This window comes from Paraburkholderia jirisanensis (assembly GCF_054782355.1).
This window is the reverse complement of record NZ_BAAGSQ010000025.1, coordinates 850,559-865,788: the sequence shown is the minus strand read 5'-3', so window position 1 is coordinate 865,788 and position 15,230 is coordinate 850,559. Positions and strand designations below refer to the sequence as shown.

Genomic DNA, 15,230 nt, shown 5'->3' with positions numbered 1-15,230 from the left:
CTCCAGAATCAAGGTCTCGGGTGGGTCTATTCATAGTGCCACGAATTTCTTATCGTGACGATTGTTCCATCTCACGATGCTTCCATTCGCCATGAACCACACTGAAGCCAGCCCGCCATCCGACCGCACGCGAGTGCGCCGTGTCGCACACCGCGGCGACTACGATCGCGCGACGCTCAACGCAATCATCGATGCCGCTTATGTATGCCACCTCGCGTTTGCCGACGAGCACGGCGTGCACTGCATTCCGACCGCATGCTGGCGCGAGGGCGACCATCTGTATATCCACGGCTCGAACGGCAGCCGCATGCTGAAACTCGCGGCAAGCGGCGCGCAGGTCTGCGTGACGATCACGCACCTGGACGGCCTCGTGCTGGCACGCTCGGCGTTCCATCATTCGATGAACTATCGCTCGGCGGTGATTTACGGTGCGTTTGAGGTGATCGACGGTGTGGCGAAGACGGCTTCGCTTGAGGCGTTCGTCGAGCGCATCGCACCCGGACGCTCGCGCGAAGTTCGCGGTGGCGATGCGAACGAACTGGCGGCCACGACCGTGCTGCGGCTGCCGCTCGACGAGGCGGCGGCGAAGGTGCGCACCGGCGGCCCGCTGGATGACGATGCAGATATGGCGCTGCCGGTGTGGGCGGGCGTGCTGCCGTTAGCGCTGCAAGCGCAGGCGCCGGTGGTGGATGCGGCGCCGGGTGGCACGCCCGAATATGTGGCGGCGTGGCAGCGCGCGGCGCGAGTGGGGTAGAGAGGGCGCGACGAGGGAGCGATGAGTGCGCGCTGTCAGTCCGGCGCGCCTCCGTTTACGAAATCGACACTCCCAGCACTCGCCCGGCACCGAACGTAAACGCCGCCGCGATCAACCCGATCACGATCTGCCTTAGCGCGGAAAACGCAGCACTGCGTCCATTGAACAGCGACGTGAACACGCCGACCGCCGCCAGTCCGAACGCGCTCAACCCGATGCACTGTGCGATCGCCGCGCTGCCGTGCGTCCATAGAAACGGCAGCACCGGCAGAATCGCACCGAGCGAAAACAGGCAAAACGATACCGCCGCGGCCGACCACGGATTGCCGCCGAGTTCGGCAGGGTCGATGCCGAGTTCTTCGCGCGTCAGCGTATCGAGCGCTTTTTGTTTGTCGCGCATGATCTGCGCCGCCACGCGCCGCGCTTCGGCAGGTTCGATGCCTTTTTGCTCGTAGATCAGCGCCAGCTCGTGCTGTTCGGCGTCCGGCGCGTGCTCGATCTCGTCGGCTTCCTTTGCGATCTGCGTCTGCGCGAGCTCGCGCGCGTTCGTCACCGAAAGCCATTCGCCGAGTGCCATCGAGCATGCACCGGCGATCAGGCCGGCCAGCCCCGTCAGCATGATCGCCTTGTTGCCGGTGCCGGCACCGGCCACGCCCATGATCAGGCAGAAGTTCGACACGAGCCCGTCGTTCGCGCCGAGCACCGCGGCGCGCAAGTCGTTGCCCGAGGCGATGCCTTTGTGCCACGCCTCGGCGTGCGCCGCGGGTTCGGCGGCGGGTGGCGTGCGATGCCGCCGGGCACGCTTGAGGGCGGGCTGCTTGACGCGCGCCTTGTCTTCGGCAACCGCCGCCTGCATCAGCGCCGCATGATGCTGTTCGTCGGCGGACAGTTGGGCGGCGTCGGGCTGGTGCGCGTACTTGTCGCGATCCGCGGTCTCGGCGGCTGCCAGCGTTGGCAACACGAACGACGGCCCGAGTGTGTGGATCAGCCCGCGCAGCAGATGCGTCTTCGCGCCTGGGCGATGCCGCCGTACCTGCACGCCGTTCGCCTGCAATTTGTCGTGCCAGACCTTGGCGTGCTCGCGTTCGGCTGCGGCGAGCTGCGCGAACATGGTCCGGCGTGCCGGGTTTTTTTCGACGTGCGCCAGGGTGTCGTAGACGGCGGCGCTGTCGAGTTCGTCCGCGAGATTGGTGCGGAATCGTTTGAGTTCGTGACGCGTAGCCATGTGCGGGGCGCGTTATCGTGGGGATGGGTTTGCGCAAGCTTAACCCGGCATGCTGGGCTCGGCGTGGTTGCGCTGCGGAAAGCGGCGGGATGGCCGTAGCACCGCAGTGGGCGAGTCACAAGCCACGCTCAATGCGCACCGCGCATCCGCAGATAGCGGTACACCGTGTTGCGGGCGAGACCGAGTTCGCGCGCGGCCGCCGAAATATTGCCGCCGTGCCGCGCCAGCGTCTGTTCAATCAGCGCGGCTTGCCACTCGCTCATGCGCACGGCGGGGTCCGCTTTGGGCCTCGCGACAACCGCGTGCGCATGTGCGTGTGCGCCGATATCGTGCGGCGCGGGCACCGCAGCCGCCTGTGTAGCGTCGCGTGGGTGCGCGGCGCATTCGTCGACGAAATCTTCCGGCAAATGCTCGATAGCGATCTCGTCGTCGCCTTCGGCCATGATCTCGGCGCTGCGCAGCACATTGGCCAGTTGCCGCAGATTGCCGGGCCAGCGGTGCCGTGCGAACAGTTCGAGCACTTCCGCGCGAATCCGTGCCGGTGTCGCGCCGTCTTCTGCGCGCTGCATGGCGAGCATCCGCTCGACCAGCACCGTCAAATCCGTTCTCTCGGCCAGTTCCGGCAGCGTCACCGCCAGCCCATTGATCCGGTAATACAAATCCTCGCGGAACGTCCCGTCGGCGATCATTTCACGCAGGTTGCGGTGCGTCGCGCAGACGATGCGGATATCCACCGGAATCGCCCGCGTGCCGCCCAACGGCACCACCGAGCGGTCCTGCAGGACACGCATCAGCCGCACTTGCTGCGCCAGCGGCATGTCGCCGATTTCATCGAGAAACAGCGTGCCGCCGTCGGCCTGCACGATCTTGCCGACGCTGCCGCGCTTGCGCGCGCCAGTGAACGCACCGTCCTCATAGCCGAACAACTCCGCTTCGATCAGTGTGTCGGGCAGCGACGCGCAATTCACCGCGACGAACGGCGCCGCGCGGCGCGGCGATTCACGGTGCAGCGCGCGTGCGAGCCATTCCTTGCCGGTGCCGGTCTTGCCGAGCACCAGCAGCGGGATGTCGCGGCCGCAGATCTTTTCCACGCGGCGCAGTACGGCGGTCATTTTGGCGTCGCCGGTGTCGAGTTGCGCGAAGCTCAATGTGTCGCGTGGCGTGGTTTTGCGGGCGCCGGTTGCGGATGCCGGCGGCGTTGCCGCAGCCTGCGAAGCCTGGGCAGCCTGGGCAGCCTGCGGATCGGCTGCGGCGGCTGAAAAAGCCGGCCGCGCCGGGCACTCGCCGCGCGCCACCACACGCACGCCGCTCGGCAGCGTCAGCATCATGCATTCGCCGGGCGCGCGTGCCGCCTGCCGCAGCAAAGCTGCGAACGGTGCGCCGAACAATGCATCGAACGGTTGCTGGTACAGCGTGGCGAGCGGCCGGCCGAGCTGAAACAGTGCGCTGCGGTTTGCCGACAGGAAACGGCCTTGTGCGTCGAATGCGGCGAGGCCCTCGAACAGCGTGCCGATAAACTCGGCGCGCGCATGAAAACGCACGCGCAGCGAGTCGGCGAACTGGTTCGCAAACAGATGATTCTCGATGATCTGCGCCGACATTCGCACCAGCGCCAGCGTGTGCTTGTGAAAGCCGCGCGTGTCGCCGCTCACGTCGAGGGCGCCGATCGTGCGGCCGAACGGATCGGCAATCGGCGCGCACGAGCAGGTCAGGATGCGGTTCGCATGCAGAAAATGCTCGCCGCCGTGCACGACGGTCGGCTGGGCATCCGCCAGCGCGGTGCCGATTGCGTTGGTGCCGCGATCCGCCTCGGCCCACGAAACACCGGGGCACAGTGCGACGCGTTTGGCCTTCGCGACGAAATCGCTGTCGCCCAGGCTGTGCAGGATCACGCCATTGCTGTCGGTCAACAACACCATGCTTTGCGTATCGACGATCTGCGCATGCAGGGTTTCCATCACCGGCAGCGCGTGCGAATACAGCGACTGGTTGCGCTCGACGAGGCCGCGCAGATCGGGTTGGCGCAACGGGTGAAAATCTGGAGCCTCGGACACGCGCAGCCCGAAATCGCGCGAGCGCGCGTGGGCCTGGGCGATGACCTCCAGTTGCGCGGCGGGTTGGCCGATGGCGGAACGAGGGGGCACTGATTTGTCTCCGTGGTGATCCGGGGCTGCGCGGCACACGCTGCGCGGGCCCGGTCTGCCGCATGGTTATTTCACATTGCCGGTTTGCCTGGTCTATTGCGCCCGTGTATTGCGCTTTGTTATTTATTTGGCACTGCAACATGCTGCGGATCGGCTGCGCAAGTGGACTTATCTTACCGGACTTGTGGCGACGTGCGGCCGCGCGGCACGCGCTGGTGCACCGCGTCAGGGCCTTTTTCACCGGTTTTTTGCACTGGCGTGGGGGGCCGGCACAGGAAAACTTGCGGCGCGGCGCAAGTCGTCTACAGTAAATGAAATCGTTTTGGGCGTGCGCGGACGCACGGACTCGATCGATCCAGTCCGCGCCCGCGTTCCGTTTTGGAAGGCATCTGTCGATCTGGCGCGGCCCCTAGACTGCATTCAACCCGGCGGGCCATCCCATGCAGATCATTTTCCCGAAAGAAATGCCCGAGTATTCGGGCCGCGAGCTGACCCTGGCGTTTCCGGCAATGGTCGATGGTGAACGGGTGGAGTGCATGATCACCGCAGAGGCGCTCGAAGACCACTTCGGCGCCGCGTCGCCACGTCTCGAAGACATGCTCGGCGCGTTCGACGCGCACCGTACGCGCATCGAAGCCGCTACGCGGCGGCTGCTCTCCGAAACCAACGCGCGCTGCCTTGTATTGCGTAGCGGTTACGTGCGTTTTTATGAGGCGAACTGGCGCGCGTGAGGGCCAAACAAGTCCCGCGCGGGCGCTACTTGAGCGCTACCTAAGCGCCGCATGCGCCACGCGGTTGCTACCTGAGCGGCGCGAGGCGGGCAGCGGCGACGGCTCGCCTCGCGTGCGACATCAACTTTCCTTCCTGCTGCGTCGCGTCGGCACGGGTTACTCGGAGCCGAGGTAGAAGTATCGGAACAGGAAGATCGCCGCGATGATCCACACCACCAGCTTCACCTGGCGCGCCTGACCGGTCAGCAGCTTGAGCCCCGCATACGAAATAAAACCAAAGGCGACGCCATTGGCGATCGAGTACGTGAACGGCATCAGCAGCGCGGTCAGTGCGGCCGGCACGACTTCGGTCGCATCGTTCCATGGCAGGTCCATCAATTCGCGCAGCATCAGGCACGATACGTAGAGCAGCGCGGGCGCTGTCGCATATGGCGGCACGACGCCCGCGAGCGGCGCGAAAAACAGGCTCAGCAGAAACAGCACCGCCACCGTCAAAGCGGTGACGCCGGTGCGCCCGCCCGCCTGCACGCCGGATGCGCTTTCGATATAGGCGGTGGTCGACGACGTGCCGAGCAGCGAGCCGGCGAGAATCGCGGTGCTGTCGGCCATCAGCGCGCGGTTCAGCCGGTGCATCTTGCCTTCGACCAGCAGCCCGGCGCGATTGGCGACGCCCATCAGCGTGCCGGTCGCATCGAACAGTTCGACCAGGAAGAACACGAGGATCACGTTCAGCACCCCGGTGGACAGCGCGGCGCGAATGTCGAGCTTGAACAGCGTCGAGTCGATCGACGGCGGCGCCGACACGATGCCGTGAAACTGGTTGCCGCCGAAAAAGAAGCTGAGCACCGTTACGCCGACGATGCCGATCAGGATTGCGCCGCGCACGCGCAGGTGATCGAGCGTGACGATCGCGAAGAAGCCGATCACGGCGAGCACTACATGGGCGTCGTGCAGGTTGCCGAGCGTGACGAGCGTGGCCGGGCTGCCGGCGACGATGCCGGCCGATTTCAGCGAGATGATCGCGAGGAACAGGCCGATGCCGCCAGTGATCGCAATGCGGATCGAGTGTGGAATGCCGTTGACGATCACTTCGCGCACGCGAAACAGCGTGACCAGCAAAAACAGGCAGCCCGAGATGAACACCGCGCCGAGCGCCGCCTGCCACGTGAAGCCCATGCCCTTGACGACCGTGTACGCGAAGTACGCGTTCAGCCCCATGCCGGGCGCAAGCGCGATCGGATAGTTCGCATACAGGCCCATGATCGCCGATGCGAGTGCCGCGACGAGGCACGTCGCGACGAACACGGAATCTTTCGGCATGCCTGCATCGCCGAGTATCGCGGGGTTGACGAAGATGATGTAGGCCATCGTCAGAAAGGTCGTCACGCCTGCCAGCACTTCCGTGCGCAGCGTGGTGCCCGCCTCGTCGAAGCCGAAATACCGTTTTAGTGAGTCCATGGGCCGATGCTCTCGTCGTATGAGGTCGTTGTTGTCAAAGGAGTCTGGCACGGCCGGCGCATGCCGGGCGGCCGCCGCGTCGGCGCGAGCGCCACGGGGCGGATTGTAAACAGGATCGGGGCGGCCGAGCAGATGCCAAAAAAGCGCGTGGAGCGTGAGCAACACCTGGCGGTTGACGGGGCAGACGGCGGGCGCGAATTGCAGTAATGCTTAGGTGGCTTCGGCGGGGCTTCGGGGAACACCGCATCTGCGGACTGGACGGGGCAGACCAGCGCTCAGCAAGGAATCAGACAACGAACCACGCACGGCGCGCGGCGGTCGCTTCGCGCCGGTGGTGACAAGCACGCACGGCCATGCTGCGCGAACGCGCAACGGCTGCGGCGCGTGCGCTGCGCTACTGCAGCGACGGACTGCTCGCCGCATGCGCGGCGCGTCTTTCGGCAACGATGCGGCCCGCGGCAATCGCGTTTTCCGGATAGTCGATCCAGTCGTTCGGGTCGTAGCCGGCGGCGCGCCAATCGGCGAGATCGGCGATCACTTGCGCGCGCGTCTTAGGCGCCGAAGGATCGTTCGGGTAGCCGGACGTATCGGCATAGGCATATGCACACATCGCGCCGAACAGCGCGACGGCAAGCAGGCGAGGAAGGAGTTTCATGGTTGCGGCCTCAACTTTCGATCAAGCTTTTTCATTCTAGAAGGCGCGCTAAAGGCGCGTATGGCAAAGGCGAACTGTTCTTTGCAATTCACATGGTAATCAGGTCTGTGGCGGCTTGCTGACGCGCTCGATCACCGCGTTCAGCAAATCGACCGGTAATGGAAAGACGATTGTCGAGCTCTTGTCGGCGGCGATCGTCGTCAAGGTTTGCAGGTAGCGCAGCGTCATCGCTTGCGGCTGTTGCGCAAGCATGCGCGCAGCCATCAGCAGTTTTTCGGAGGCTTGCAGTTCGCCTTCCGCATGGATCACCTTGGCGCGCCGTTCGCGTTCGGCTTCGGCCTGCCGTGCGATCGCGCGGATCATCGTCTCGTTGATATCGACGTGCTTGATTTCGACGGTCGATACCTTGATCCCCCACGCATCGGTTTGCGTATCGAGCACCCGCTGGATATCGGCGTTCAGCTGTTCGCGCTCGGCCAGCAGTTCGTCGAGTTCGTGTTTGCCGAGCACCGCGCGCAGCGTGGTTTGCGCAAGCTGGCTGGTCGCTTCGAAATAGCGGGCAACCTGGATCACCGCGCGTTCCGGATCGACCACGCGAAAGTAGACCACCGCGTTCACCTTGACCGACACGTTGTCGCGCGTGATGACGTCCTGTGGCGGCACGTCGAAGACGATGGTGCGCAAGTCCATCCGCACCACCTGCTGGACCACCGGGATGATCAGCACCAGCCCCGGTCCTTTGACTTTCCAGAAGCGCCCGAGCATGAACACGACGCCACGTTCGTATTCGCGAAAGATGCGGATCGATGCGGCGGCCAGCAGGATCGCGAATACGATCAGGATGCTGCTGAAACCGAATGTGAAGCCGATCATTTAGTGGTCTCCTTCTAATGAACCTGTGTGTGCGATGAAGTTGCGCTTACGGGCACGACCGTCAATGTCAGCCCATGCCGGGCTGTGACTCGTATCGCGTGGCCAGCGGGTAGCGGCGTCGCGCTTTCTACGCGCCAGCGTTCGCCGTGCACGCGCGCCCAGCCGGCGTGACGGCCGTCCTGCGGCGTCAGGCCGTCGTCGAGCGTGATGCCGGGACTGCCGATCAGCGCTTCCGCACCGGTCACGACCGGCCGTCGTCGGGCCCGCAACGCGAGATTCGATACGGTGAACACGAATAGCGCGCTGAATACCGTGACCGCAGCAATCATCGGCAATGGAATGCCGTAGCCGGGTATGTCGGTATCGATCAGCATCAACGCGCCGATCGCAAACGCAATCACACCGCCGACGCCTAGCGAGCCGAACGCCGGCAGAAACGCTTCGGCGATCAGAAACGCAAGGCCGAGAAAAATCAGCCCGAGTCCCACATAGTTGACGGGCAGCAATTGCAGCGCGAACAGCCCGACCAGCAGACTGATTGCGCCGGCTACGCCCGGCAGCACGAAGCCGGGGTTCGCGAATTCGAAGAACAGGCCGTACATGCCGATCATCAGCAAGATCAGCGCCACGTTCGGATCGGTGATCACCGCGAGAAAGCGGCTGCGCCAATCGGCTTCGAGTGTGGTCACGGTGGCGTGCGCGAGGTCGAGGCGGTGCATGCCGTCAGCGGTGTCAAACGTGCGGCCGTCCAGCTGATGCAGCAGATCCGGCAGGTCGCGCGCGATCACGTCGACGACCTTTTGCTCGTGTGCTTCGCGCGCCGACAGGCTGACCGCTTCGCGCACCGCGCGTTCGGCCCAATCCGCATTGCGGCCGCGCAGTTGCGCAAGGCCGCGGATATAGGCGGACGCGTCCTGCACCTGTTTGCGGGTTTCGGTGGAAGGCGTGTCGAGTGGCAGCGCTTTGGAGGCACCCGCGTCGTTGTTGCGCAGAGGGGTATTGCCGGGCGTTGGCGTCGGCTTCGGCGCATCGTTGCCGCCGATGCCGATCTGCACCGGCGTCGCCGCGCCGAGGTTGGTGCCCGGCGCCATTGCCGCAATGTGGCTCGCATAGATGATGTAAGTACCGGCGCTGGCGGCACGCGCACCGCCGGGTGCGATCCATGTCGCGACCGGCACCGGCGATGCGAGGATCGCCTTGATGATCTGCCGCATCGACGTATCGAGGCCGCCAGGCGTATCGAGTTGCAGCACCACGAGTTGCGCGTGATCGTGTGCGGCGCGCGCGAGGCCGCGCACGATAAAGTCGGCGCTGGCGGGGCCGATTGCGCCGCTGAGCGGAAGCACGACGACGCTGGGTGATGCGGTGGCGCTCAACGCAGCGCCTGCAGTGCTGGTGAGTTCGACGAGGGTGCCGCTGCTCAGATTGACCAGCGGCTTGGCTGCCGCGTTGCTGGTTATTTCGACGAGGGGTTTGCCGCTGCTCAGATCGACCGGCGGTTTGGCTGCCGCGTTGCTCGTTAGTTCGACGAGAGGTTTGCCACTGCTCAGATCGACTGGCGGCGTGCCTCCCGTCGTGCCGGTCATTTCGACGAGGGGTATGCCGCTGCTCACATCGACCGGCGGCCCGGCGTCCACAAGATTGGTTGTGCTGCTTGCATACGCGGGTTGCGCGGCGCCGGCAGCGGATAGGCGCGACGCGGTCGCGCACAGGCAGACCAACACCAGCCAAAGCGCCAGCGTGCCGCAGCGGCGTAGACCACTGCAGGCGAGCGCTGCTGCAAGCCGCGACACACCGTTTGCGCGCAAGCGCACAGGCGGTGCGGGGTTTTGCCGGTACGGGAGAAGCGGGTCGTTTCTCATCGCCGACAGCCGGCGCCGTGCCCCGCAGATGTCGGCTGCGGGTGGACGCCGGCCCTGAAAGAAGCCGGTTGTTTAAGCTTAGTCGGGATTTCGCGGATTTACGAAGAGTGTCCCCCCAGACAAACAATGTTCATCGCGCGAAGTTTGCGTGCAGAATTGAGCGCGCCATCGCAGAGCGCAGGCGCGCCCACCTGGAGACGACGATGACGGCAGCCGACGGCTTTATCGAAGCGCGCGACCTGTTGTTGCGCCATCGCACCGACTATGAACGCGCATACCGTGAATTCCGCTGGCCGGTGCTGCGCGAGTTCAACTGGGCGCTCGATTATTTCGACGTGATCGCGCGCGGCAACGACAATCCGGCGTTATGGATCGTCGACGATCCGGCCAGCGACGGCCGCAAGCTGTCGTATGCGCAAATGGCGGAGCGTTCGAATCGCATCGCGAACTTTCTGCGCCGCCTGAACGTGCGGCGCGGCGACCACGTGCTGCTGATGCTGCCCAATCGCGCCGAAATGTGGGACGTGATGCTCGCGGCGATGAAGCTGGGCGCGATCGTGCTGCCCGCTACCACGCAGCTTTCCGCCGACGACGTGCGCGACCGCGTGCAGATCGGCGCCGTCAACGTCGCGGTGGTGGATAGCGCGGAAGTCGCGAAGTTCGCCGCGCTATCCACTACCGTGCCGCTTACGCGCATCAGCGTCGGCGCGCCGCGCGACGGCTGGACCGATCTCGCCGCGGGCTACCTGGCGTCGCCGGTGTTTCGTCCGGAGGGCGTGACGCGCGCAACCGACCCGATGCTGCTTTATTTCACGTCCGGTACGACGTCGAAGCCGAAACTCGTCGAGCATACGCATCAGAGCTATCCAGTCGGGCATCTGTCGACGATGTACTGGATCGGCCTGAAACCCGGCGACGTGCACTGGAACATCAGCTCGCCTGGCTGGGCCAAGCATGCGTGGAGCTGTTTCTTCGCGCCGTGGAATGCGCAGGCCTGCGTGTTCGTCTATAACTTCGCGCGGTTCGTGCCGAAGGAGGCGCTGCAGGTGTTGGTGCGCTGCAACGTGACGACGCTGTGCGCGCCACCCACCGTGTGGCGGATGCTGGTGCAGGAACCGCTGGCGTCGTACCCGGTGCATCTGCGCGAACTGGTCGGCGCGGGCGAGCCGCTCAATCCGGAGATCATCGAACGGGTGCGCCATGCATGGCGGATCACGATCCGCGATGGCTACGGGCAGACCGAAACCACCTGCCAGATCGGCAATTCGCCGGGACAGAAGGTCGTGCCGGGGTCGATGGGGCGGCCGCTGCCGGGCTACCGGATCGAACTCGTCGATGCCGACGACCGGCCGCTCGACGGCGAAGGCGAGGGTGAAATTGCGTTGCCGCTGTTGCACCGGCCGCTCGGCCTGATGACCGGCTATGCGAACAGCACCCGCGCCACCGATGAAGCAATGCGCAACGGTTATTACCACACGTCGGATGTCGCGCTGATCCGCGACGACGGCTACCTCGTGTATGTCGGGCGCTCCGACGACGTGTTCAAATCGTCGGACTACCGCCTGAGTCCGTTCGAGCTCGAAAGCGTGCTGATCGAGCATCCGGCGATCGCCGAAGCGGCGGTCGTGCCGAGTCCCGATCCGGTGCGGCTCGCGGTGCCGAAGGCCTTCGTGACGGTAAGACAGGGCTACACGGCGAGCGCGGAACTCGCGCGCGACGTGTTTCGCTTTTCGCGCGACAAGCTTGCGCCGTACAAGCGGATTCGACGGCTGCAGTTCAGCGAATTGCCGAAGACGATTTCAGGGAAGATTCGCCGCGTCGAATTGCGCCGCCGCGAGGGCGAGCGCGATGCGGAGCCGCCGCGTTTGACCGATGAGTATTGGGAAGAGGATTTTCCCGATTTGCGCTGAGGAGTGCGGCGCGGGGTAGCTTCGATCGTGTGGCTAGCTGGTTGCAGTTGCAACCAACTGCGGTGTTGTTGCCGGCGCAGCAGTGGGATGGCGCAGCGGCAACGGCGCTGCGGCCGGCCGTCGCGCGTGCGCCTGTCGTGTCTGCCGCATCAAGGAATCAACCACAACGCCAGCGCGTACAGAACCAGCGACACCACAAACGTCACCGCCGTATACCCCATCACCCGCTGAATCCGGATCCCGGCGATCGCCACCACCGGTACCGCCCAGAACGGCTGCAGCATGTTCGACACGTTCTCCGCCATCGCCACACCCATCGCCACGCGAGCCACCGGTGCATGGATCGACAGCGCGGCCGGCAGTACGAACGGCCCTTGCACCGCCCAGTGGCCACCGGCGCTCGGAATCAGCAGCGTGATGATCAGCGAGCTCAGATAGCTCCACAGCGCGAGCGTGGTCGGCGTCGCGATCGCGACAAACGTCTTGGCGATTACCGAGGCCAGCCCGGTGCCGCTCATGATGCCCATCACGCCGCCGTACATCGGGTATTGCAGCAGCATCGAGCCGGTTTGCCGCGCGGCGCGGCGGATCGCATCGGCGTATGCAATCGGCTTGCGCTGCAGCGCGAGGCCCGCCAGCAGGAAGATCAGGATCGTCGTGTTGATGTCGAGTTCGAAACCCTTCGCATGCCATTGCACCGCCAGATAACCGACGCCCAGCGCGAGCAGCAACAGCGTGCCGAGCATCGATTGCTCGAGCCGCGCGGCGAACGAATCGCTGCCGGCGGCGCGCGCATGCGGATCGTCGACGGGGGCTTCGGCTTGCTCGCGCAGCGGCGTGATGTCCGCCTGGCGCGGATGCATCCTGATGAAGATGAAGGTCATCACAACCACCACCGCGACGGTCGGCACGAACACGAACGGGGCGAACACCGTTTGCGACAGCGGCACGACCTGGCCGGTGGCTTTTTCGACGAGATTCAGCGCATTGCCGTGCGATGCCTGCGACAGCGCAATCGAACTCGACAGCCCGCTATTGCAGATCGACCACGCCGAATAGCTGCCTGCGACGAGCCACGCGAAATCCACGTTGACGCGCTTCGCGATTTCGCGCGCGAGCAGCGCGCCGACCACCAGCCCAAACCCCCAGTTCAACCATGCCGCCACCGCGACGATCGGGAACACCACCAGTGCCGCCTTGGTCGGCGTCTGTACGCGCGAGGCGAGCGCGCGCAGCCCACGCTGCACGATCGGCGCATCGGCAATCGCGAAGCCGGTGGCGAGAATCAGGATCATCTGCAGTGCAAAGCCGAGAATGCCGAATGCGCCGCCGTACCACGAGGTCAGGATGTGTTCGAGGCCGGCGTTCGGTGCAAAGGCCATCGACAGCAAAATGACAACCAGTGTCAGGCCAATCGAAAGAACGAACGGGTCCGGCATCACGCGTTCGAACAGGTAAACGAGCGCGCTGACGATGCCGCGCCGTTCAGATTGCAGGGGAGATGCAGCAGGAGGTCTCGCGTCCATCGGTTTCTCGTTTCGCTAGCGCATGATTGCGGAGGTGGTTTATCGTCAGTGCACGAGCCTTCAGTTTGAAAGCCGTGCGCTGCGCTTTGTACTGCCGCGTTTTCGGATGGGCACGAAACATACCGTAAATCTGCGATGTCTGCTTGTCGCTACGCACGCTGCGTGGTGGGCGGGATGAATAGCCGACCGGTAGGAAAACTACGTTGTTCTGGCATCTTGGGAGACGTTAGTCGTCGAGTGCTTCGTGTACCGCCGCCGCACCCTGTTTCCAGTATGCTGCTGCGCGAATGCGCGACTTGTCGATGCCCCGTTCGTTGACGAGGTGATAGCGCACGGCACGCATCGTTGCGGCTTCGCCTGCGGCCCATACGTAGCCTTCGCCATCGGGCAGCCAGGTTTCGCGCACCGCTTGCAGCAGCGCTTCGCCGCGCGAAACGGCATTGCTGCGGTAGCGCCATTCGCTATACAGGCTTGCCGCAGTGGCGAGCTCGACGCGCGCCGCCGGCTCGCTCACTTCGATGATCGTCGCCACGCGGGCACTTGCCGGCAGTTCTTCGAGACGCCGCGCGATTGCCGGCAGTGCAGTTTCGTCGCCGATCAGCAGATGCCAGTCGAAGCCGGTCGGGATCACCAGCGAACCGCGCGGCCCGCCGATCCCCAGGTACTGCCCGACGCGCGCCTGCGCGGCCCACGCGGTGGCCGGGCCGGCGTCGTGCATCGCGAATTCGAGGTCGAGCTCGCGCGCGGCACGGTTAAAGCGCCGCGGCGTGAAGTCGCGCGCAACCGGCCGTGCTGCGCCGTCGGCAAACACCGGGCCGTCCGGGCCCGCTTGCGGTAGCAGCGGTTTGTCCGCGCCGGGTTCGGGAAAGAAAACTTTGACATGGTCGTCGAACGACGCGGATTCGAAGTCGTGCAGATCTTCGCCAGTGAGCGTGACGCGCAACTGGTATGGCGTCAGCGCCCACACCTGCTTGACCTGCAGCAGGCGAAAGCGCAGCGGATGCCGCACGCGTGTCACGGCGAGTTCGGATGGGTTATGCATGGATATCCTGTGTATTTGTCGGTTAGTAGCAGAGGCGCCAGGCCTCGCACGACGCCGTGGGTTCAACCCGCATCGCCTTCGCCTTTGCCTTCGATTTCGGCGGTGGCGCGCCGCAGGATCGCGGCGATGCGGCGCTGCTCGTCTGGGCTCGCGTTATCGCGCATCAGCAGCGCGTGCTTCAGTGCGCGGCGCGCGACGATGAATTCCGGCAGCCAGCCGGTACCGTTGTCGTCGTCGCCGGCGGTACCTGCTTCGCCGGCAAACGCGCGGCGCACCGAATCCATCTTGCGTGCGATGTGCGACAGCTTCGCGAGCATCAGATCGGCCCGCTCGCGCTGCGCGGCGAGATATTCGCGGCCGGCCTCCGCCAGCGAATAGCGCTTGCGGTTGCCTTCGAGCTGCACCGTCACGTAACCCAGCTCTTCGAGGTACGTGAGCGCCGGATAGACCATGCCGGGGCTCGGGGCGTAAAAGCCGTTCGAACGCGCTTCGAGCGCCTTGATCAGCTCGTAGCCGTGGCGCGGTGCTTCGTCGATCAGCGCAAGCAGCATCAGTTGCAGGTCGTCGGAGGTGAATTTGCGGCCGCGCGGGAAGCCGTCGCCTTCGTTGTCGAAGCCGCCGGGGCCGCCGCCGGTAAAACGCCCGCCGCCGCGCCCATGGTGGTGGCGGCCGATCGCATGCCACGCGTGCCACAAGCGGTGCAGCGAGAACGCTTCGTGAAGGCCTGGCCGGGAGCCGGAGTCGCGCGGCGCGTCGGGATCGCAGGGGTGGCCGGAGTTGTGGGAATCGGACCGGGAATGGCCATGAAGGCCGTGGTGAGAGTGGTGGTGATGGCGCATCGGGCATCGCTCCATGAGTCGTAAGATGTATCTTAAGATATATATCGAAAGATACTTTGTCAAATCTCATTTTGCGGATACCGGCGTGCAACAAAGTCTGCGGCAACGGCAGATCAGCCATTCACATGCAACAAAGTCCGCGGCAACGCGAATTTTCGTTGTGCGATGTGTCCTCCTGAGCGCGTACGCCGCGTACGTGTGCAGTGCCGGT

General features: G+C 64.9%; 12 protein-coding genes. 3 read left to right on the top strand and 9 right to left on the bottom strand.

Going from position 1 to position 15,230, the window contains the following annotated elements:
• The first annotated feature begins 91 nt into the window (after window positions 1-91).
• Window positions 92-754, top strand: coding sequence for a pyridoxamine 5'-phosphate oxidase family protein (locus ACYVNQ_RS15505; RefSeq protein WP_460903383.1), 663 nt, complete (start codon window positions 92-94; stop codon window positions 752-754).
• A gap of 55 nt (window positions 755-809) precedes the next feature.
• Here ACYVNQ_RS15505 and ACYVNQ_RS15500 read toward each other — a convergent pair whose 3' ends face one another.
• Window positions 810-1,979 carry a VIT1/CCC1 transporter family protein gene (locus tag ACYVNQ_RS15500; RefSeq protein WP_460903382.1) on the bottom strand — a complete coding sequence of 390 codons (1,170 nt, stop codon included), beginning with the start codon at window positions 1,977-1,979 and terminating at the stop codon, window positions 810-812.
• 128 nt (window positions 1,980-2,107) lie between these two features.
• Window positions 2,108-4,123 carry a sigma-54-dependent Fis family transcriptional regulator gene (locus tag ACYVNQ_RS15495; RefSeq protein ID WP_460903381.1) on the bottom strand — a complete coding sequence of 672 codons (2,016 nt, stop codon included), beginning with the start codon at window positions 4,121-4,123 and terminating at the stop codon, window positions 2,108-2,110.
• A 440-nt stretch (window positions 4,124-4,563) separates the two neighbouring features.
• Between ACYVNQ_RS15495 and ACYVNQ_RS15490 the strand changes: the two genes are divergently transcribed.
• Window positions 4,564-4,854: a DUF1488 family protein gene (locus ACYVNQ_RS15490; RefSeq protein ID WP_460903380.1), complete on the top strand. Its 291-nt coding sequence runs from the start codon at window positions 4,564-4,566 to the stop codon at window positions 4,852-4,854.
• Window positions 4,855-5,010: 156 nt separating this feature from the next.
• Here ACYVNQ_RS15490 and ACYVNQ_RS15485 read toward each other — a convergent pair whose 3' ends face one another.
• The 4 genes from ACYVNQ_RS15485 to ACYVNQ_RS15470 all read right to left on the bottom strand — a co-directional run bounded on the left by ACYVNQ_RS15485 (window position 5,011) and on the right by ACYVNQ_RS15470 (window position 9,702).
• A complete protein-coding gene (locus ACYVNQ_RS15485; RefSeq protein ID WP_460903379.1) occupies window positions 5,011-6,312 on the bottom strand; it encodes an NCS2 family permease in 1,302 nt (433 codons plus the stop codon).
• Between the two features lie 394 nt (window positions 6,313-6,706).
• Entirely contained in the window at window positions 6,707-6,967 is a 261-nt protein-coding gene (locus ACYVNQ_RS15480) for a DUF4148 domain-containing protein (protein ID WP_460903378.1), read from the bottom strand.
• A 99-nt stretch (window positions 6,968-7,066) separates the two neighbouring features.
• On the bottom strand, window positions 7,067-7,840 hold the full coding sequence (locus tag ACYVNQ_RS15475; RefSeq protein ID WP_460903377.1) for a slipin family protein: 774 nt from the start codon (window positions 7,838-7,840) through the stop codon (window positions 7,067-7,069).
• Between the two features lie 14 nt (window positions 7,841-7,854).
• On the bottom strand, window positions 7,855-9,702 hold the full coding sequence (locus ACYVNQ_RS15470; protein ID WP_460903376.1) for an NfeD family protein: 1,848 nt from the start codon (window positions 9,700-9,702) through the stop codon (window positions 7,855-7,857).
• A 203-nt stretch (window positions 9,703-9,905) separates the two neighbouring features.
• Between ACYVNQ_RS15470 and ACYVNQ_RS15465 the strand changes: the two genes are divergently transcribed.
• Entirely contained in the window at window positions 9,906-11,612 is a 1,707-nt protein-coding gene (locus ACYVNQ_RS15465; RefSeq protein ID WP_460903375.1) for an AMP-binding protein, read from the top strand.
• Window positions 11,613-11,761: 149 nt separating this feature from the next.
• On the opposite strand, the gene ACYVNQ_RS15460 is transcribed toward ACYVNQ_RS15465, so the two are convergent.
• The 3 genes from ACYVNQ_RS15460 to ACYVNQ_RS15450 form a co-directional block, all read right to left on the bottom strand.
• A complete protein-coding gene (locus ACYVNQ_RS15460; protein WP_460903374.1) occupies window positions 11,762-13,138 on the bottom strand; it encodes a TIGR00366 family protein in 1,377 nt (458 codons plus the stop codon).
• A 226-nt stretch (window positions 13,139-13,364) separates the two neighbouring features.
• A complete protein-coding gene (locus tag ACYVNQ_RS15455) occupies window positions 13,365-14,180 on the bottom strand; it encodes a siderophore-interacting protein (protein WP_460903373.1) in 816 nt (271 codons plus the stop codon).
• Between the two features lie 62 nt (window positions 14,181-14,242).
• Window positions 14,243-15,019: a PadR family transcriptional regulator gene (locus ACYVNQ_RS15450; protein ID WP_460903372.1), complete on the bottom strand. Its 777-nt coding sequence runs from the start codon at window positions 15,017-15,019 to the stop codon at window positions 14,243-14,245.
• Window positions 15,020-15,230 lie beyond the last annotated feature (211 nt).

What these genes read in the sequence shown, in the direction of transcription:
- ACYVNQ_RS15505 (WP_460903383.1), top strand. Translation starts at nt 92, where the DNA reads ATGAACCACACTGAAGCCAGCCCGCCATCCGACCGCACGCGAGTGCGC.
- ACYVNQ_RS15500 (WP_460903382.1), bottom strand. Translation starts at nt 1,979, where the DNA reads ATGGCTACGCGTCACGAACTCAAACGATTCCGCACCAATCTCGCGGAC.
- ACYVNQ_RS15490 (WP_460903380.1), top strand. Translation starts at nt 4,564, where the DNA reads ATGCAGATCATTTTCCCGAAAGAAATGCCCGAGTATTCGGGCCGCGAG.
- ACYVNQ_RS15485 (WP_460903379.1), bottom strand. Translation starts at nt 6,312, where the DNA reads ATGGACTCACTAAAACGGTATTTCGGCTTCGACGAGGCGGGCACCACG.
- ACYVNQ_RS15480 (WP_460903378.1), bottom strand. Translation starts at nt 6,967, where the DNA reads ATGAAACTCCTTCCTCGCCTGCTTGCCGTCGCGCTGTTCGGCGCGATG.
- ACYVNQ_RS15475 (WP_460903377.1), bottom strand. Translation starts at nt 7,840, where the DNA reads ATGATCGGCTTCACATTCGGTTTCAGCAGCATCCTGATCGTATTCGCG.
- ACYVNQ_RS15470 (WP_460903376.1), bottom strand. Translation starts at nt 9,702, where the DNA reads ATGAGAAACGACCCGCTTCTCCCGTACCGGCAAAACCCCGCACCGCCT.
- ACYVNQ_RS15465 (WP_460903375.1), top strand. Translation starts at nt 9,906, where the DNA reads ATGACGGCAGCCGACGGCTTTATCGAAGCGCGCGACCTGTTGTTGCGC.
- ACYVNQ_RS15460 (WP_460903374.1), bottom strand. Translation starts at nt 13,138, where the DNA reads ATGGACGCGAGACCTCCTGCTGCATCTCCCCTGCAATCTGAACGGCGC.
- ACYVNQ_RS15455 (WP_460903373.1), bottom strand. Translation starts at nt 14,180, where the DNA reads ATGCATAACCCATCCGAACTCGCCGTGACACGCGTGCGGCATCCGCTG.
- ACYVNQ_RS15450 (WP_460903372.1), bottom strand. Translation starts at nt 15,019, where the DNA reads ATGCGCCATCACCACCACTCTCACCACGGCCTTCATGGCCATTCCCGG.